General features: G+C 62.3%; 16 protein-coding genes. 9 read left to right on the forward strand and 7 right to left on the reverse strand.

The window, feature by feature from the left end; genetic code table 11:
* Positions 1-10 precede the first annotated feature (10 nt).
* On the reverse strand, positions 11-208 hold the full coding sequence (locus APH33_RS21770) for a YbdD/YjiX family protein (RefSeq protein WP_054887128.1): 198 nt from the start codon (positions 206-208) through the stop codon (positions 11-13).
* 13 nt (positions 209-221) lie between these two features.
* Positions 222-2,288 carry a carbon starvation CstA family protein gene (locus tag APH33_RS21775; protein WP_054887129.1) on the reverse strand — a complete coding sequence of 689 codons (2,067 nt, stop codon included), beginning with the start codon at positions 2,286-2,288 and terminating at the stop codon, positions 222-224.
* A gap of 306 nt (positions 2,289-2,594) precedes the next feature.
* Between APH33_RS21775 and APH33_RS21780 the strand changes: the two genes are divergently transcribed.
* The 3 genes from APH33_RS21780 (at position 2,595) to APH33_RS21790 (ending at position 5,458) form a co-directional block, all read left to right on the forward strand.
* The gene (locus tag APH33_RS21780) at positions 2,595-3,239 is read left to right on the forward strand and encodes a lytic polysaccharide monooxygenase auxiliary activity family 9 protein (RefSeq protein WP_256218713.1); all 645 of its coding nucleotides are present in this window, start codon (positions 2,595-2,597) and stop codon (positions 3,237-3,239) included.
* A gap of 72 nt (positions 3,240-3,311) precedes the next feature.
* Positions 3,312-3,680 (forward strand): PilZ domain-containing protein, encoded by a 369-nt coding sequence (locus tag APH33_RS21785; protein ID WP_054887130.1) that lies wholly within the window; start codon positions 3,312-3,314, stop codon positions 3,678-3,680.
* A gap of 260 nt (positions 3,681-3,940) precedes the next feature.
* A complete protein-coding gene (locus APH33_RS21790) occupies positions 3,941-5,458 on the forward strand; it encodes a nucleobase:cation symporter-2 family protein (protein ID WP_054887131.1) in 1,518 nt (505 codons plus the stop codon).
* 162 nt (positions 5,459-5,620) lie between these two features.
* Here the strand turns inward: APH33_RS21790 and radA are convergent, their stop codons facing one another.
* Entirely contained in the window at positions 5,621-6,988 is a 1,368-nt protein-coding gene (gene radA / locus APH33_RS21795; RefSeq protein WP_054887132.1) for a DNA repair protein RadA, read from the reverse strand.
* A gap of 176 nt (positions 6,989-7,164) precedes the next feature.
* Between radA and mscL the strand changes: the two genes are divergently transcribed.
* Entirely contained in the window at positions 7,165-7,584 is a 420-nt protein-coding gene (gene mscL / locus APH33_RS21800) for a large-conductance mechanosensitive channel protein MscL (protein WP_054887133.1), read from the forward strand.
* 32 nt (positions 7,585-7,616) lie between these two features.
* On the opposite strand, the gene APH33_RS21805 is transcribed toward mscL, so the two are convergent.
* Positions 7,617-8,393 (reverse strand): ferredoxin--NADP reductase, encoded by a 777-nt coding sequence (locus APH33_RS21805; RefSeq protein ID WP_054887134.1) that lies wholly within the window; start codon positions 8,391-8,393, stop codon positions 7,617-7,619.
* Positions 8,394-8,602: 209 nt separating this feature from the next.
* On the opposite strand from APH33_RS21805, the gene APH33_RS21810 reads away from it, so the two are divergent.
* Together APH33_RS21810 and APH33_RS21815 are read left to right on the forward strand one after the other, a co-directional pair.
* Positions 8,603-9,313 (forward strand): autoinducer binding domain-containing protein, encoded by a 711-nt coding sequence (locus APH33_RS21810; protein WP_054887135.1) that lies wholly within the window; start codon positions 8,603-8,605, stop codon positions 9,311-9,313.
* A 93-nt stretch (positions 9,314-9,406) separates the two neighbouring features.
* On the forward strand, positions 9,407-10,531 hold the full coding sequence (locus APH33_RS21815) for a methyltransferase (protein ID WP_054887136.1): 1,125 nt from the start codon (positions 9,407-9,409) through the stop codon (positions 10,529-10,531).
* A gap of 33 nt (positions 10,532-10,564) precedes the next feature.
* Here APH33_RS21815 and APH33_RS21820 read toward each other — a convergent pair whose 3' ends face one another.
* Genes APH33_RS21820 through APH33_RS21830 form a run of 3 tightly spaced genes read right to left on the reverse strand, consistent with a single transcriptional unit; the run spans position 10,565 to position 13,177 of the window.
* Positions 10,565-10,720, reverse strand: coding sequence for a DUF2474 domain-containing protein (locus APH33_RS21820; RefSeq protein ID WP_054887137.1), 156 nt, complete (start codon positions 10,718-10,720; stop codon positions 10,565-10,567).
* Between the two features lie 9 nt (positions 10,721-10,729).
* Positions 10,730-11,737 carry a cytochrome d ubiquinol oxidase subunit II gene (gene cydB, locus APH33_RS21825; RefSeq protein ID WP_054887138.1) on the reverse strand — a complete coding sequence of 336 codons (1,008 nt, stop codon included), beginning with the start codon at positions 11,735-11,737 and terminating at the stop codon, positions 10,730-10,732.
* A gap of 3 nt (positions 11,738-11,740) precedes the next feature.
* Positions 11,741-13,177, reverse strand: coding sequence for a cytochrome ubiquinol oxidase subunit I (locus APH33_RS21830; RefSeq protein ID WP_054887139.1), 1,437 nt, complete (start codon positions 13,175-13,177; stop codon positions 11,741-11,743).
* Positions 13,178-13,544: 367 nt separating this feature from the next.
* Between APH33_RS21830 and APH33_RS21835 the strand changes: the two genes are divergently transcribed.
* The 3 genes from APH33_RS21835 (at position 13,545) to trmA (ending at position 17,414) form a co-directional block, all read left to right on the forward strand.
* A complete protein-coding gene (locus APH33_RS21835; protein WP_054887140.1) occupies positions 13,545-14,765 on the forward strand; it encodes an MFS transporter in 1,221 nt (406 codons plus the stop codon).
* 271 nt (positions 14,766-15,036) lie between these two features.
* Positions 15,037-16,332, forward strand: a complete 1,296-nt coding sequence (locus APH33_RS21840) for an NCS2 family permease (protein ID WP_054887141.1) — start codon at positions 15,037-15,039, stop codon at positions 16,330-16,332.
* Positions 16,329-17,414 (forward strand): tRNA (uridine(54)-C5)-methyltransferase TrmA, encoded by a 1,086-nt coding sequence (trmA, locus tag APH33_RS21845; RefSeq protein ID WP_054887142.1) that lies wholly within the window; start codon positions 16,329-16,331, stop codon positions 17,412-17,414. The genes APH33_RS21840 and trmA overlap by 4 nt, the downstream gene beginning before the upstream one ends.
* Positions 17,415-17,455 lie beyond the last annotated feature (41 nt).

Genomic DNA, 17,455 nt, shown 5'->3' on the forward strand with positions numbered 1-17,455 from the left:
GGCCTTGGACTCAACAGCACTTGGGCCCGGACTTGCCACCGTAACGTGCTTCCTGGCGTTCGCGGAAGAACGCCTCGTAGGTCATCACCGGTTTGTCCGGGTGCTTGTTGCGCATGTGCTCGACGTAGTTGTCGTAGTCGGGCATGCCGACCATCAGGCGGGCTGCCTGCCCCAGGTACTTACCCAGTCGACCCAAGTCGTTGAACATCACTGCGGTCCTCTCAAGCGTCAGGCAGGGCCTGGAACGGGGTTTCCTTGTCGGTGCGTTCTTTGCGGCCGAGGGCGGCGTAGCCGACCTTGAGGGCGAAGAACAGCACGCTGAACACCACCAGCAGGAACAGAATGGTCAGGCCGGCGTTGGTATAGGCGTTGAAGATCACGTGCTGCATCTGGTCGATGTTCTTGGCGGGAGCCAATACCTGGCCAGCGTCCAGCGCCGTGCTGTACTTCTTGGCCAGGGCCAGGAAGCCGACCGCCGGGTTCGGGTCGAACAGCTTGATCAGGCCCGCCGCAGTGGTGCAGATCAGCAGCCAGGCAGCCGGCACCAGAGTGACCCAGATATAGCGTTCGCGCTTCATCTTGATCAGCACCACGGTGCCAAGCATCAAGGCGATCCCGGCCAGCATCTGGTTGGAAATACCGAACAGCGGCCAAAGGGTGTTGATGCCGCCCAGTGGGTCGATCACGCCCTGGTACAGCAGGTAACCCCACAGCGCCACGCAGCCGGCGGTGCCGATCAGGTTGGCAGTCCACGACTCGGTGCGTTTGAGCGCCGGCACGAAGCTGCCCAGCAGGTCTTGCAGCATGAAGCGACCGGCACGGGTACCCGCGTCCACCGCGGTAAGGATGAACAGCGCCTCGAACAGGATCGCGAAGTGGTACCAGAAGGCCATGGTGTTTTCACCCGGCAACACCTGGTGCAGGATCTGCGCGATGCCCACCGCCAGGGTCGGTGCACCACCGGCACGGGCCAGTACGGTGTGCTCGCCGATGTCGCGGGCTACCGCTTCGAGCTGCTCAGGGGTAATCAGGAAGCCCCAGCTGCTGACCGTTTGCGCCACCGAAACTGCGTCGGCGCCAACCACCGCGGCCGGGCTGTTCATGGCGAAGTACACGCCCGGCTCGATCACCGAGGCGGCAACCATGGCCATGATGGCGACGAACGATTCCATCAGCATGCCGCCGTAGCCGATGTAACGGGCGTTGGCTTCGTTGTCCAGCAGCTTCGGCGTGGTCCCCGAGGAAATCAGCGCGTGGAAGCCAGACACCGCACCGCAGGCAATCGTAATGAACAGGAACGGGAACAGGGTGCCCTTCCACACCGGGCCGGTGCCGTCGGTGAACTGGGTCAGCGCCGGCATTTTCAGCTCGGGCATGGTCACCAGGATACCGATCGCCAGGGCAATGATGGTACCGATCTTGAGGAAGGTCGACAGGTAGTCACGCGGCGCCAGTACCAGCCATACCGGCAGCACAGCGGCAACGAAGCCGTAGCCAACCAGCATCCAGGTGATCTGCACGCCAGTGAAGGTGAACGCCGGGCCCCAGACTGGATCGGCAGCAATCTGGCCCCCCAGCCAGATCGACGCCAGCAGCAGCACCACGCCAACCACCGAGATCTCGCCGATGCGGCCCGGGCGGATGTAGCGCATGTACACGCCCATGAACATCGCGATCGGGATGGTTGCCATCACCGTGAACATGCCCCATGGGCTCTCGGCCAGGGCCTTGACCACGATCAGCGCCAGCACCGCGAGGATGATGATCATGATCAGGAAGCAGCCGAACAGGGCGATGGTACCCGGGATGCGGCCCATCTCCTCGCGCACCATGTCGCCCAGCGAGCGACCGTTGCGGCGAGTGGAGAGGAACAGGACCATGAAGTCCTGCACTGCACCGGCCAGCACCACGCCGGCGATCAGCCACAGCGTGCCGGGCAGGTAGCCCATCTGCGCGGCGAGTACCGGGCCAACCAGCGGGCCGGCACCAGCGATGGCAGCGAAGTGGTGACCGAAGAGGATGTGTTTGTTGGTCGGAACGTAGTCCAGACCGTCGTTGTTGAGTACCGCGGGGGTGGCTCGGCGAGGGTCGAGTTGCATCACCTTGGTGGCGATGAACAGGCTGTAGTAACGGTAGGCGACCAGGTAGATGGCCACCGCGGCGACCACGATCCACAAGGCATTGATCGCCTCGCCGCGACGCAGGGCGACGACACCCAGCGCGCAGGCCCCTATGACCGCCAGCGCCAGCCACGGGATGTGGCGTAGCAGGCTGTTATTGTTGTTCATGGCATGCTTCCAGCTAAGTGGTTGGAATAGACAGCCCTTTGAGTCTAGGGCTTGCTTGGAGTGTTTACCATCCCGAATTGAGCTTGCTGCTACAAGCAACCGCCCGCGCTAGAGCCCCGGTACCTTTCCCCACGCGGCCACGTTCAGCCGATAACCGTCAACTGAACCAACCTGACATTTTTGCCAGTTGTTGAGCACATTACGTGCGCATCTAATGACCAGGCACTCGGATTGGCTCTGAATGGACACACGGTTTCGAATCGACGGGTGCTGAAACTTTGCGTCCTCACCCTTCGTGAACGGAGAATGACCACCATGCCATCGGATAAATCAGGCGGTAACCAGAACTCTGGCCCAATCACCCCCCTCCACGGTGCGATTACAAAGCCAAAGTCACGGGCGTGCTTCGCAGAAGAGCGAGGCCTTATCGAAGGTAACCTCCAATATGGGATCGAAAGTGGCAAGTTCTTCCCGGAGACGGACGGAAAACTGGCCGACCCCTACGCCCCGGATGATGTCCGCAATATCCCACCCCCCGTCGATGGCAAGATCGCCAGTGGCGAGAGGCCGGCCGCCACTTACCTGGACCGGACAGATGTCGACTGGGACAAGCATGATGTGACCAGCGGCAAGGCCTTCGATTTTGTCTGGAGTTTCAGTGCACGCCACAAGTATCGCCGCTTCAACTATTTCATCACCAAAGAGGGCTGGGACCCCAAGGCGCCGCTTGCGCGCGCCCAGTTCGAGCCTGAGCCGCTTGCCACATTCCTCAATGAACGGAAGCCATACTGGAGCTTCCCCGACGAAGAAATGTGGCCCGCACAACCTACCATTCATACCCTGCAGTTGCCTGAGCGCCAGGGATATCATGTACTGCTCGGGGTATGGGAAATTGCCGAGACTGACAAGGCCTTCTACCAAGTGGTCGACCTGAACTTCTTCGGCTCGTGATCCCCGGCAGGTCAGATCGACAGGAGTGGCCATGGCTGGTCTATAGTCAGTGCATCTGACGAGGGGCCTGCCATGACCACTTCTGCCGACGACCGTCGCCGTTTCCAGCGTATCGATTTCGACGCCCCCACCGAACTGCGCCAGGGCGACCGCCGCTGGCCGGTGAAGCTGCTGGACCTGTCGCTCAAGGGCCTGCTGATCGAACGCCCCTTGCCCTGGGACGCTGACCTGACCCAGGATTTCGATGCCATCATCCACCTCGATCGCGATGTCCGTGTGCAGATGCAAGTCGAACTGCGCCACGAAGAAGCCACCCGTCTGGGCTTCGTCTGCCTGTACATCGACGTCGAGTCGATGAGCCATTTGCACCGTCTTGTGGAATTGAACCTCGCCGACGGCACCGAAATGATGCGTGAGCTGCGCGAACTGATCGAAGAATAGAATCTGTTAGCTGACTAACAGCCTTCCCACCTTCCGTTTCTTGTCTACCCAGACAGCTTTCTGCCTGGGTAGCAGTGCTTTGTACACACCCCTCTAGCACCGCATTGAAGAACTTGGTACGCCTTCTGCATTGAGGTTTTGCACACATTGCAAGGCCCGCTGTTCGCGCTCCGATCAAAATATTGTATACAATTCATGTAGCAATACTTTGTAGGAAATGTCTACAGTAGCGGCACAACAATAAACAGAGAGCCTGCTCCATGACTACGTCCCCTAGCACGTCTCCCGCCCAGCGCCCCGAGGACGAAAACCTCGGGCTGGGTGCCAACCTGGCTTATGGTCTGCAGCATGTGTTGACCATGTATGGCGGGATCGTCGCGGTACCCCTGATCCTGGGTCAGGCAGCCGGCCTCAACGGTGCCGAAATCGGCATGCTGATCGCCGCTTCGCTGTTTGCCGGTGGCCTGGCGACCCTGCTGCAAACGCTAGGTATCCCATTCTTCGGTTGCCAGCTGCCGCTGGTACAGGGCGTTTCATTCGCCGGCGTGGCGACCATGGGCGCCATCCTCAGCAGTGAGGGCGGTGGTGGCCTGCCGGGTGTGCTCGGCGCGGTCATGGCGGCTTCGGTGATCGGTTTCCTGATCACCCCGGTGTTCTCACGCATCACCAAGTTCTTCCCGCCGCTGGTGACCGGCATCGTCATCACCACCATTGGCCTGACCTTGATGCCGGTTGCCGCGCGCTGGGTGATGGGAGGTAACAGTGCATCGCCAGAGTTCGGCAGCGTCGCCAACATCAGCCTGGCGGCATTGACCTTCGCCATTGTCCTGGTATTGAGCAAACTCGGCAGCGCAACCATTTCGCGGCTGTCGATCCTGCTGGCCATGGTGGTTGGCACGCTGATCGCCTGGGCGCTGGGCATGACCGACTTCAGCAAGGTCAGCGAAGGCCCGATGTTCGCCTTCCCCACCCCGTTCCACTTCGGCATGCCGGAATTCCACATCGCCGCGATCCTGTCGATGTGCATCGTGATCATGGTGACCCTGGTGGAAACCTCGGCCGACATCCTCGCCGTGGGTGAAATCATCGACACCAAGGTCGACTCCAAGCGCCTGGGCAACGGCCTGCGCGCCGACATGGCATCGAGCATCCTGGCGCCGATCTTTGGCTCCTTCACCCAAAGCGCGTTTGCCCAGAACGTCGGCCTGGTGGCCGTGACCGGGGTCAAGAGCCGCTACGTGGTTGCCACCGGTGGCGTGATCCTGGTGGTGCTCGGCCTGCTGCCGGTGATGGGCCGGGTGATTGCCGCCGTACCGACACCGGTGCTGGGTGGCGCGGGCATCGTGCTGTTCGGCACGGTGGCCGCCAGCGGCATCCGCACGCTGTCGAAGGTCAACTACAAGAACAACGTCAACCTGATCATCGTCGCGGCCTCGCTGGGCTTCGGCATGATCCCGATCGCTGCGCCGACCTTCTACCACAACTTCCCGAACTGGTTCGAGACCATCTTCCACTCGGGCATCAGCTCGGCGGCAATCATGGCCATCCTGCTGAACCTGCTGTTCAACCACTTCCAGACGGGCAACTCGGAGAACCAGTCGGTATTCGCCGCAGCCTACGAGCGCACCATCCAGTACTCGGACATCTCATGCCTGCGTGACGGTGACTACTTCAAGGATGGCAAGCTGTTCGATGCCGAGGGCAACGAAGTGCCGGTAATGGAGCTGGACGAGCACGGTAACCAGGCGCCCAGGCGCAGTGCGGTTGCCGAACATTGACCACTGACTGAGTGGTGCCGTGGGGGGAGCCGATGCGCATCGTCGGCTCCCCTTTTTCATTTTCCTGTACCGGCCTCTTCGCGGGCACGCCCGCTCCCACAGGGATACGCGGTTTCTTGTGGGAGCGGGCGTGCCCGCGAAGAGGCCGGTACAGGTTAAATATTACTCGAACAAGGCATCCAGGGCCTGCTCCAGGCGGGTCACGGCAATCACCTGCAACCCCGCAGGCGGCTCCTTCGGCGCATTGCCCTTGGGCACGATGGCACGCTTGAAGCCATGCTTGGCCGCTTCTTTCAAGCGCTCCTGCCCACTGGGCACTGGCCGCACCTCGCCCGACAAACCGATCTCGCCAAACACCAGCAGCCCATGGGCCAACGGCCGGTTGCGCAGGCTGGACATCACCGCTGCCAGTAACGCCAGGTCGGAAGCCGTTTCCAGCACTTTCACCCCACCGACCACGTTGAGGAACACGTCCTGGTCGTGGGTGGGAATACCCCCATGCCGATGCAGTACAGCCAGCAGCATGGCCAGGCGGTTCTGATCCAGGCCCAGGGTGACCCGCCGTGGGTTGGCCAGGTGGCTGTCATCGACCAGCGCCTGCACCTCGACCAGCATTGGCCGGGTACCTTCCCAGGTAGCCATCACCACGCTGCCGGGCACTTCTTCCTGGGTACGGTTGAGGAAGATTGCCGACGGGTTGGACACTTCTTTCAGGCCACGGTCGGTCATGCCGAACACGCCCAGTTCGTTGACCGCGCCGAAGCGGTTCTTCACGGCCCGCAACAGGCGCAGACGGCCGTCGGACTCACCCTCGAAATACAGCACGGTATCGACCATGTGCTCCAACACCCGAGGCCCGGCCAGCGAGCCTTCCTTGGTGACATGGCCCACCAGGAAGATCGCCGTACCGCTCTGCTTGGCATAGCGCACCAGCAACGCCGTGCTCTCGCGCACCTGGGCCACGCCGCCAGGGGCGGACTGCAACTGCTCGGTGAAGATGGTCTGGATCGAGTCGATCACCATGACCCGGGGTTTTTCCACCCGGGCGGTGGCGATGATGGTTTCGATGCAGGTTTCGGTCATCACCTTGAGCTGGTCCTGGGGCAGGCCCAGGCGCCGCGAGCGCATGGCCACCTGTTGCTGCGACTCTTCACCGGTGACGTACAACGCGGGCATGCCAACGGCGATGTTGCATAACGTCTGCAGCAGGATGGTCGACTTGCCTATCCCGGGGTCACCGCCAATCAGCACCACCGAACCATCGACCAGGCCACCGCCGAGCACGCGATCGAGTTCGGTGCTGCTGGTGGTGAAGCGTGGGATCTCTTCGACGCTGACTTCGGCCAGGGTCTTGATCTGCGCCTGCTGCCCGGTCCAGCCAGCGCGCCCGCTGGGGGCCGCCGCGCCGCCGCTTTCGATCATGGTTTCGACCAGGGTGTTCCAGGCCCCGCAGTCGGCGCACTGGCCGGCCCATTTGGGGAAGGTCGCGCCGCACTCGGTGCAGCCATACAAGCGCTTGGCCTTGGCCATGGGCAGGGTCTCCTGGAAAAAACCGCCATGATAGCCGAGGCCGACGTGTCTCGAACCGTTCGAGATGCGACAAAACTAAACGTTCTAACCGCAGTCACTACCCCTGAAGCCAACGCATGAAGCGTTTTAGTGGCTTACACTGCGTTAACCTCACCATTTGTTACAAGGAACCAAACATGGGCATGATCAGTGAGTTCAAGGCCTTCGCGGTCAAAGGCAATGTCGTCGACATGGCGGTCGGTATCATCATCGGCGCGGCCTTCGGCAAGATCGTCTCGTCCTTCGTCGGTGATGTGGTCATGCCGCCACTGGGACTGTTGATCGGGGGCGTCGACTTCAGCGACCTGGCCATCACCCTGAAAGCTGCCGAAGGTGATGTACCGGCGGTGGTGCTGGCCTACGGCAAGTTCATCCAGACGGTGATCGACTTCCTCATCGTCGCCTTCGCCATCTTCATGGGTGTGAAGGCGATCAACCGCCTCAAACGCGAAGAGGCCGTGGCACCGACCGCGCCGCCAGTACCCACCCCGCAGGAAACCCTGCTGACCGAGATTCGTGACCTGCTCAAGGCACAGAACCAGAATCGGTTGCCCTGAAATGGCTGGGGCCGCATTGCGGCCCCTTTGCATCACCAGTAGTTTTCCACCGCCACCTGCCCCGGCCGCTTGCTCAGGCTCAGTTGCAGGTCACGCGCCTTGAGCACCTTGCGTGTCTCGTCGATCATTTCCGGGTTGCCACACAGCATGATCCGCGAATGCTCGGGCGACAATTCCAGCCCCGCCGCCTTCTCCAGCTCGCCATTCTCGATCAGCGTGGTGATGCGCGCATTCAAAGCCCCGGGATGCAGCTCACGGGTCACCACCGGAATGAACTGCAGCTTGCCAGCGTATTCGGCCAGGTAATCGCGCTGCTCCAAACCGGCGATGGCATCTACATAAGCCAGCTCTCTCGCCTCGCGCACCGAGTACACCAGCTTGATGTTGTCGAAACGCTCCCAGGCTTCAAAGTCCTGCAGGATCGACATGAAGGGTGCGATGCCGGTGCCGGTCGCCAGCAGCCACAGGTCTCGGCCACCGACGAAGCGATCCAGGGTCAGGAAACCGAACGCCTGACGGTCGATCAACAAGGTATCGCCCTGGCCCAGGCGGCTCAGTTCACTGGTGAATTCGCCACCCGGCACCACGATTGAAAAGAAGTCGAGGTATTCGTCATGGGGGGCACTGACCATCGAATAGGCACGCCAGACCACGCTGCCATCGGCCTTGGCTACGCCCAGCCGGGCAAACTGGCCAGCCCGGAAGCGAAACCCTGGATCGCGCGTCACCCGCAGGCTGAACAGGTTCGGCGTCAGCGGCTGGACATCGAGCAGGGTCTGGCGGGTAAATTTCTCGGCACTGGCGGTCATGACGGGCTCCGTGTAAGGCGTGCGCCCAGTGTCGCGCAAAGCGGCCTGGATAAAAACCGCCGGAAAGTAGGGGCACAACAAGACGACCGCGTCGCTACATGAAAAAAGCGGCCTCTATAACAAAAAAACCCAACATAACAGTCGGCCTTTTCCTACAATCATCCCGTCATGGAACGGTTTGAACGGTAACCGCCGAGGGAGTGAGACAGATGCCTCAATGGAATCATGAGCATCTTCATCGACTGATCAGCGAGAGCACGCCACAAAAAGTGTTCGACCTCGCAGTGCACCTGGCGCAAGACTTGGATATGGCGTTTCTAGGGTTGAAAGTGCGCATTCAACTGGCTGCCCAATCGCCAAGGCTGTACCTGTACAGCAACTATCCAGAGGCGTGGATAGAGCGCTACCAGCGTGATGAATTCTACAAACAGGACGCTGCGGCAACCCGAAGCCATAGCTCGACCATGCCGGTATTGTGGACCGATGAGCTGTACAAGGAAGTACCCGAATACCGTGAACAGGCCTGTGCGCACGGCCTGCGTCATGGCTGGACGCAGTCCCTGCATGACCTGCAGCACAATGAGAGCCAGGTCAGCGTGTGCAGGCCGAGCAATGCTGTAGCCATCACCGAGCTTTATGACAAAGCCGGCAAAGTGCAGTGGCTGTGTCACACCCTGCACGCGATCGTCAGTGAATATCACCTGGCCCGGCTCAGCACCCCGCTCAAAATGAGCGACCGGGAAATCGAAGTGCTCAAATGGTCAGCCGCTGGCAAGACAGCAGCCGACGTGGCCTGCATCCTGTCACTGTCGCAGAGCACGGTGAACTTCCATATTCGTAGCATCATCACCAAGACCAACGCTGCCAACAAGTCCGGTGCCATCGCCATCGCCATGATGCGCGGCCTGATCGACCAGTAGCCGGGCCTGCGGCCTCGGACAAAGCCCTGTAGAATCGCGTGCCAAAGCCCGTGGCGAACCGCCATCGGCAGATCCGTACCCGAGCCAGATGCCATGCCCCTGTTGACCACCCCCTTCGCCGAACTCGACCTGATCCGCCAGCCGGACCAGGCTAACGACCCGTTGCAGGCCTTCGATGCCGCTGATGAATACCTGCTCGAGCAGTTGCATGCCCAAGGCCTGGACGCTGGCAGCCGGGTACTGGTGCTCAACGACAGCTTCGGCGCCCTGGCGGCCAGCCTGGTCGACCATCTGCAGGTGATCAGCAGCGGCGACTCGCACCTGGCGCACATGGCCTTGGAGAAAAACCTGGCGCGCAATGGCAAGGCGTTCGACAGCGTGCCCTTCGTGCCGGCCAGCGAGCACTGGCAAGGCCCGTTCGACCGCGTACTGGTGCGCGTGCCGAAAACCCTCGCACTGCTTGAAGAACAACTGATCCGCCTGCAAGGCCACCTGGCACCCGGCGCCCAGGTGATTGCCGGAGCCATGATCAAGCACCTGCCGCGGGCGGCCGGTGACCTGTTGGAAAAGTACATCGGCCCGGTACAGGCTTCGCTGGCACAGAAAAAGGCGCGCCTGTTGACCGCCACGGTCGCCGAGCGTCCGGCCGCGAGGTCGCCCTACCCGACCCGCTACACGCTCGACAAACCAGCACTGGAACTGCTCAACCATGCCAATGTGTTCTGCCGCGAGGGCCTGGACATCGGCACCCGCGCCTTCCTGCCCCACCTGCCCCGTGGCCTGGGCAACGCCCGCGTAGCCGACCTGGGCTGCGGTAACGGCGTGCTGGCGATTGCCAGCGCGCTGGCAAACCCTGATGCGCAGTACACCCTGGTCGATGAGTCGTACATGGCAGTGCAGTCGGCGCTGGAGAACTGGCAGGCCGCTTTGGGTGAACGGCCAGTCACGGTCATGCCGGGGGACGGCCTGGCGGGCGTTGAAAAACAATCGCTGGATGTCGTGCTGTGCAACCCACCCTTCCACCAGCAGCAGGTGGTCGGTGACTTCCTCGCCTGGCGCATGTTCCAGCAGGCGCGCGAGGCGCTGGTGGTCGGGGGCGCGCTGTACATCGTCGGCAATCGCCATCTGGGCTATCACAGCAAGCTGGCGCGGCTGTTCCGCGGCGTCGAGCAAGTCGCTGCAACACCGAAGTTCGTGGTCCTCAAGGCGCGTAAATAAAAGCAGGGGGCGGCTGTCGCGCCCCCCCTGCACTCAATGGGTGGTCAGGCCTGCGGCCCCCATGAACAGCCGCATCACCCAGGCGGCCACGCCCAGCGCAGCCACGCTCATCGCCCAGATCAGCAGCAGCCAGCCAAGTCGCTGCCACAGCGGCTTCTTGTCTTCCAGGCCATGTTTACCGTTCATCATGGGATCCTCCTAGTGATAGCCGTCTTCATGGGTTACCTTGCCGCGGAACACGTAGTAGCTCCAGAAGGTATACATGAGGATGAACGGCAGGATGAACAGCGTGCCCACCAGCATGAAACCTTGGCTCTGCGGTGGCGCGGCGGCGTCCCAGATCGAGATCGACGGCGGGATGATGTTCGGCCACAGGCTGATGCCCAGCCCGCTGTAACCCAGGAAGATCAAAACCAGGGTCAGCAGGAATGGCGTGTAGTGAGCATCGCGCGCCACCGCCTTGAGCAGGCCGTAGAAGGTCACCAGCACCAGCAACGGCACCGGCATGAACCAGAACAGGTTGGGCATGCTGAACCAGCGGTCGGCAATCTGTGGATACGCGATCGGGGTCCACAGGCTGACGATGCCGATCACCGCCAGCAGCACCAGCGCCAAAGGCCGTGCGAGGTCATGCATTCGCGTTTGCAGGCCGCCCTCGGTCTTCATGATCAGCCAGGTACAGCCCAGCAGGGTGTAGGCGACGATCAGGCCAAGGCCGCAGAACAGGCTGAACGGTGTCAGCCAGTCGAGGGTGCCACCGGCGAAATGCCGGTCGACCACCTTGAAGCCTTCGAGGAAGGCCCCCAAGGCCACGCCCTGGAAGAACGTCGCGACCAGCGAGCCGCCGATGAACGCCTTGTCCCAGATATGACGCTTCTCGGCCGTCGCCTTGAAGCGAAACTCGAACGCCACACCGCGGAAGATCAAGCCGATCAGCATCAGGATCAGTGGCAAGTACAGCGCCTCGAGCACCACTGCATAGGCCATCGGGAACGCCCCGAACAAACCGGCACCGCCCAACACCAGCCAGGTTTCGTTGCCGTCCCACACGGGGGCAACGGTATTCATCATCACATCACGGTCACGCTCGCCCTTGACGAAGGGAAAAAGCATGCCGATCCCCAGATCGAAGCCGTCCATCACCACGTACATCATGACGCCAAAGATGATGATCACAGCCCAGATCAGCGAAAGGTCGATACCCATGGCTCAGTTCCCCTTGCTCAGGTTGGCGGAGACGGCATCGCTGCCCTCGTCGGCGGCCGACAATGGCCGTGCCGGGGTACGTTTCTGGCCTGGGCCACCCGGCCGCTGATCATCGCCTTCGCCGGTATGAGGCCCTTTGCGGACCAAACGCATCATGTAGGCGAAGCCTGTACCGAACAGCGCGAAATACACCACCACGAACGCGATCAAGGTAAACCCGAGCTGGGCGTAGCTGTGGTTGGAGACACCGTCGGCAGTGCGCATCAGGCCGTAGACCACCCACGGCTGGCGCCCGACCTCAGTGGTGATCCAGCCTGCCAGGATGGCCAGCAGTCCGGAGGGCCCCATCCACATCACGAAATGCAGGAACGGGCGTGAGCTGTAGAGCTTGCCCCCCCTGCGCAACAGCAGGCTCCAAAGCCCTGCGGCAATCATCAACAGACCCATGGCGACCATGACCCTGAACGACCAGAAGATAATGGTCGAATTGGGCCTGTCCTCGGCAGGGAATTCCTTCATGGCAGGGACTTGCTTGTCCAGGCTATGGGTGAGAATCAGACTGCCGAGCACCGGGATCTCGATCTTGAAATGGGTGGTTTCGGCCTTCATGTCGGGAATGCCGAACAGGATCAGCGGGGTCGGCTCACCCGGTTGGTTTTCCCAGTGGCCCTCGATGGCTGCAATCTTGACCGGCTGATGCTTCAGCGTGTTCAGACCATGGAAGTCGCCGATCACCGCCTGCACCGGCGCGACGATCAGGGCCATCCACATGGCCATCGACAGCATCTTGCGCACGGCAGGGTTGTCCCGCCCGCGCAGCAGGTGCCAGGCCGCCGAGGCGCCGACGAAAAAGGCCGTGGCGACGAAAGCAGCAGTGGCCATGTGCATCAGGCGGAAGGGGAATGATGGGTTGAATACAATCGCGAACCAGTCCATCGGCACCACCCTGCCATCAACGATCGCGTGGCCCTGCGGGGTGTGCATCCAACTGTTCGAGGCAAGGATCCAGAAGGTCGACACCAGCGTGCCCAGCGCCACCATGCACGTGGAAAAGAAATGCAAGCCGCGCCCGACCCGGTTCCAGCCGAACAGCATGACGCCGAGGAAGCCCGCCTCGAGGAAGAATGCCGTCAGCACTTCATACGTCAACAAGGGGCCGGTGACTGAACCTGCGAATTCCGAGAAGCGGCTCCAGTTGGTGCCGAACTGGTAGGCCATGACCAACCCGGAGACCACGCCCATGCCGAAGTTGACGGCGAAGATCTTCGACCAGAAGTGATAGAGATCACGGTAGACCTGCTTGTCGGTCCGCAGCCAGAGGCCTTCGAGAACCGCCAGGTAGCTCGCCAGGCCAATGGTGATGGCCGGGAACAGGATGTGGAACGACACGGTAAAGGCAAACTGCATTCGGGCGAGCTCTAAGGCCTCTATTCCGAACATGGTGCTTCCTCTTCAGATAATCCGGCGTCTGGGCTTGTGGCCCCGTCGCCCACTGCCCCCACGGTAGTCGAGTGCGGCATCTTGGAATTGTTCTGTTCGATCGCAGGGATTCCGGCCCGAAGGCCAATTCGTTGCCCGTTCGTTGCCCATCTGTTGCAAAAGCAACGATTGATCCAGATCAACGACTGTTAAAAAGCATAGTCCCGAATGGCCCGCTGGGCCGTGCGGTTGTTTGCCGCGTGACCGGTTGCCCCACCCCCTTTCGCGAGGCATGAAAAAGTGCCGATCACGGCAAACAGTAACCGGTTGTTACAAACAGATGATACGCTGCGAGCCCCTCTACTGCGCCGAGACCAACAGGTTCCCGATGTCCGATTCCGCACCGCAGTTGTTGCGTCATCACCGCCCTTTCATCGCCTTCTGGCTGGCCCGGGTGTTCACCGCCAGTGGCTTCCAGATGCTCACCGTGGCCATTGGCTGGCACCTCTACCAGCTGACCGGCAATGTACTCGACCTGGGCCTGGTCGGCCTGGTCGAATTCGCGCCCCGGGTGCTGTTCATGCTGCATACCGGGCATGTTGCCGACCGCTATGACCGGCGCAAGGTGGCGGCGCTGTGCCAGACCTTGCAGGGGCTTATCGCCCTGGCGCTGGCCGTGGGCAGTGCCACCGACAATGTCAGCCGCGAACTGATCTTCGCCCTGGCCTTCCTGCTCGGTGCCACCCGCTCATTCGAGATGCCGGCGACCCAGGCGCTGCTCCCCAACGTCGTGCCGCCAGGGCTGTTCCCGCGAGCGGTAGCCGCCTCCGCCTCGGCAACCCAGGCGGCTACCATCGTCGCTCCTGCCGTGGGCGGCTTCCTGTACGCGTTCGGCAGCATCTGGGTGTACGGCCCGACCGTTGCCCTGTATGCCGTCGCCTGCCTGCTCATGCTCAGCCTCGACTCGCGCCAGCAAGTGCCCCAGCGCGGCCGCGCAAGTATTGAATCGCTGATGGCCGGGATCCGCTTCATCCGCAGCCGGCCGGACATTCTCGGGGCCATTTCGCTGGACCTGTTCGCCGTGCTGCTGGGTGGCGCCACCGCGCTGCTGCCGGTATTTGCCAAGGACATCCTGCTCACCGGCCCGTGGGGCCTGGGCCTGCTGCGTTCCGCACCTGCAGTCGGGGCTCTGTTGATGTCGCTGTGGCTGGCGCGGTTCCCGGTCGAGCGCAAAGTCGGCCGCACCATGTTCACCGCAGTCGGGCTGTTCGGTGTGGCAACCATCGCCTTTGGCCTCTCGACCTCGTTCTGGTTCTCGCTGGCGGTGCTGGTGGTGCTGGGCGCGGCGGACATGATCAGCATGGTGATCCGCGGCGCCTTCGTGCAGCTGGAGACGCCGGACGAGATGCGCGGGCGGGTGAGCGCGGTGAACGGCTTGTTCATCGGTGCCTCGAACCAGCTCGGCGAGTTCGAGTCCGGGGTGACGGCGCACTGGTTCGGCACGGTGCCGGCGGTGGTGCTGGGCGGCGTGGGCACGCTGGTGGTGACCGGGGTGTGGATAAAACTGTTCCCCACACTGGCCAAGCGGGACCGTTTGCACAACGGTTGATCTTTCGCCTGTGCCGGCCTCTTCGCGGGTAAACCCGCTCCCACAGGGGTTTCGAGAGCAGCGCCGTACCTGTGGGAGCGGGTTTACCCACGAAGAGGCCGGCACAGGCTAAGTATTACCCATTCCCCAACGGCCATAGGCCCCCGCCGAGCATGCTGGTATGATGCGCGGCTTTTTTCCTCCCCACACAAAACCACGGCATCGGCTTCGGTCTGTGCTTTGCTGATGGGGTCGATACATTCACGGCGCGAGGGCGCCCTGGGGAGCGGGCATGCTGGAAAGGCTGTTTCAACTAAAAGCACACGACACCAATGTGCGCACCGAGATTCTTGCGGGCGTCACTACCTTCCTGGCCATGGCCTACATCCTGTTCGTCAACCCGAGCATCCTCGGTGAGACCGGCATGGACAAGGGCGCAATCTTCGTCGCCACCTGCCTGGCGGCCGCCATCGGCTCGACCACCATGGGCCTGATTGCCAACTACCCGATCGCCCTGGCGCCGGGCATGGGCCTGAACGCGTTCTTCACCTACACGGTGGTCCTGCACATGGGCCACACCTGGCAGGTGGCACTCGGCGCGGTGTTCCTCTCGGCGGTGATGTTCTTCCTGCTGTCGATCTTCCGTATCCGCGAATGGATCGTGAACAGCATTCCACTGCCGTTGCGTTCTGCGATTGCTGCCGGTATCGGCCTGTTCCTGGCGTTCATCGCCCTGCACAATGCCGGCATCGTCGTTGATAACCCAGCGACCCTGGTTGGCCTGGGTGACCTCAAGCAGCCAGCGCCTATCCTCGCTACCCTGGGCTTCTTCCTGATCGTCGGCCTCGAGTCGCTGAAGGTTCGTGGCGCAGTGCTGATCGGCATCCTGGCCGTGACCATCGCTTCGATCCTGATGGGTGTGACACCGTTCGGTGGCGTGGTCTCGATGCCGCCATCGCTGGCGCCGACCTTCCTCCAGCTGGACATCAAAGGCGCCCTCGACGTGGGCCTGGTCAGCGTGATCTTCGCCTTCCTGTTCGTCGACCTGTTCGACAACTCGGGCACGCTGATCGGCGTGGCCAAGCGCGCCGGCCTGATGGGCAAGGACGGCCACATGCCAAAGATGGGCCGTGCCCTGATCGCCGACAGCACCGCCGCCATGGCAGGTTCCCTGCTGGGCACCTCGACCACCACCAGCTACATCGAATCCGCCGCTGGCGTGAGCGCCGGAGGCCGCACCGGCCTGACTGCCATCGTCGTCGCCATCCTGTTCCTGCTGGCGCTGTTCTTCGCGCCGCTGGCCGGTAGCGTACCGGCCTTCGCCACGGCACCGGCGCTGTTGTTCGTCGCCGTGCTGATGGCTTCGGGCCTGGCAGAAATCAATTGGGACGACATCACCGAGGCCGCCCCCGTGGTCGTGACCGCCCTGGCCATGCCACTGACCTACTCGATCGCCAACGGCATCGCCTTCGGTTTCATTTCCTGGACCGCCGTCAAGCTGATCTCCGGCCGCCACCGCGACCTGAACCCGGCCCTGGTGATCCTTTCCATCCTGTTCGTCATCAAGCTGGGCTGGTTCAACGCATGAGTGCTGTCTTCGACCCCTCCGCCTACGCCACCCAGCTCGAGGGCAAAGTTGCCCGCCTGCGCGAGCTGCTGGCGCCCTTCGGCGCGCCGGAACCGGCCGTTTTCGACTCGCCGCGCGAGCACTACCGCCTGCGCGCCGAGTTCCGCCTGTGGCGCGAAGATGGCCAGCGCCACTATGCGATGTTCGCCCCTGGCGACAAGCACAAGGCGATCCTGATCGACGACTTCCCCATCGCCAGCCAGCGCATCAATGAGCTGATGCCGCGCCTGAAGGCCGCCTGGCAGGCCAGCGAGGCACTGGGCAATCGCTTGTTCCAGGTAGAGTTCCTCACCACGCTGGCCGGCGATGCCATGGTCACGCTGTGCTACCACCGCCCGCTGGACGAGGTCTGGGAAGTAGCTGCCCGGCAGTTGGCCGAAGACCTCGGCGTGAGCGTGATCGGCCGTTCGAAGGGCAAACGCCTGGTGATTGGCCGCGACTATGCGGTGGAAAAACTTGATGTTACCGGTCGCGTTTTCAGCTACCGCCAGCCGGAAGGCGCGTTCACCCAGCCCAACGGCGCGGTGAACCAGAAGATGCTGAGCTGGGCGTTCGAGGCCATCGGCCAACGTGAAGACGACTTGCTGGAGCTGTATTGCGGCAACGGCAACTTTACCCTGCCGCTGGCCACCCGCGTGCGCCAGGTGCTGGCCACCGAGATCAGCAAGACTTCAGTCAATGCCGCGCTGAGCAACCTCGCTGAAAACGCTGTGGATAACGTGCGGCTGGTGCGCCTGTCGGCGGAAGAGCTGACCCAGGCACTGAACGAAGTACGGCCGTTCCGCCGGCTGGAAGGGATCGACCTGAAGAGCTATGAGTTCGGCACCGTGTTCGTCGACCCGCCCCGTGCAGGGATGGACCCGGACACTTGCGAGCTGACCCGGCGTTTCGAGCGAATCCTGTACATCTCGTGCAACCCCGAGACCCTGGCGGCGAACATTGCCCAGTTGCACGACACACACCGCATCGAGCGTTGTGCGTTGTTCGACCAGTTCCCGTATACGCACCACATGGAAAGTGGCGTCCTGCTGGTTCGGCGCTAGAGCATTCGCGGGCAAGCCCGCTCCCACATGGATAGCATCAA

It is taken from the genome of Pseudomonas sp. NBRC 111130, assembly GCF_001320485.1.
Classification (GTDB): Bacteria; Pseudomonadota; Gammaproteobacteria; order Pseudomonadales; family Pseudomonadaceae; genus Aquipseudomonas; species Aquipseudomonas vlassakiae.

What these genes read in the sequence shown, in the direction of transcription:
- APH33_RS21770 (WP_054887128.1), bottom strand. Translation starts at nt 208, where the DNA reads ATGTTCAACGACTTGGGTCGACTGGGTAAGTACCTGGGGCAGGCAGCC.
- APH33_RS21775 (WP_054887129.1), bottom strand. Translation starts at nt 2,288, where the DNA reads ATGAACAACAATAACAGCCTGCTACGCCACATCCCGTGGCTGGCGCTG.
- APH33_RS21780 (WP_256218713.1), top strand. Translation starts at nt 2,595, where the DNA reads ATGACCACCATGCCATCGGATAAATCAGGCGGTAACCAGAACTCTGGC.
- APH33_RS21785 (WP_054887130.1), top strand. Translation starts at nt 3,312, where the DNA reads ATGACCACTTCTGCCGACGACCGTCGCCGTTTCCAGCGTATCGATTTC.
- APH33_RS21790 (WP_054887131.1), top strand. Translation starts at nt 3,941, where the DNA reads ATGACTACGTCCCCTAGCACGTCTCCCGCCCAGCGCCCCGAGGACGAA.
- radA (WP_054887132.1), bottom strand. Translation starts at nt 6,988, where the DNA reads ATGGCCAAGGCCAAGCGCTTGTATGGCTGCACCGAGTGCGGCGCGACC.
- mscL (WP_054887133.1), top strand. Translation starts at nt 7,165, where the DNA reads ATGGGCATGATCAGTGAGTTCAAGGCCTTCGCGGTCAAAGGCAATGTC.
- APH33_RS21805 (WP_054887134.1), bottom strand. Translation starts at nt 8,393, where the DNA reads ATGACCGCCAGTGCCGAGAAATTTACCCGCCAGACCCTGCTCGATGTC.
- APH33_RS21810 (WP_054887135.1), top strand. Translation starts at nt 8,603, where the DNA reads ATGCCTCAATGGAATCATGAGCATCTTCATCGACTGATCAGCGAGAGC.
- APH33_RS21815 (WP_054887136.1), top strand. Translation starts at nt 9,407, where the DNA reads ATGCCCCTGTTGACCACCCCCTTCGCCGAACTCGACCTGATCCGCCAG.
- APH33_RS21820 (WP_054887137.1), bottom strand. Translation starts at nt 10,720, where the DNA reads ATGATGAACGGTAAACATGGCCTGGAAGACAAGAAGCCGCTGTGGCAG.
- cydB (WP_054887138.1), bottom strand. Translation starts at nt 11,737, where the DNA reads ATGGGTATCGACCTTTCGCTGATCTGGGCTGTGATCATCATCTTTGGC.
- APH33_RS21830 (WP_054887139.1), bottom strand. Translation starts at nt 13,177, where the DNA reads ATGTTCGGAATAGAGGCCTTAGAGCTCGCCCGAATGCAGTTTGCCTTT.
- APH33_RS21835 (WP_054887140.1), top strand. Translation starts at nt 13,545, where the DNA reads ATGTCCGATTCCGCACCGCAGTTGTTGCGTCATCACCGCCCTTTCATC.
- APH33_RS21840 (WP_054887141.1), top strand. Translation starts at nt 15,037, where the DNA reads ATGCTGGAAAGGCTGTTTCAACTAAAAGCACACGACACCAATGTGCGC.
- trmA (WP_054887142.1), top strand. Translation starts at nt 16,329, where the DNA reads ATGAGTGCTGTCTTCGACCCCTCCGCCTACGCCACCCAGCTCGAGGGC.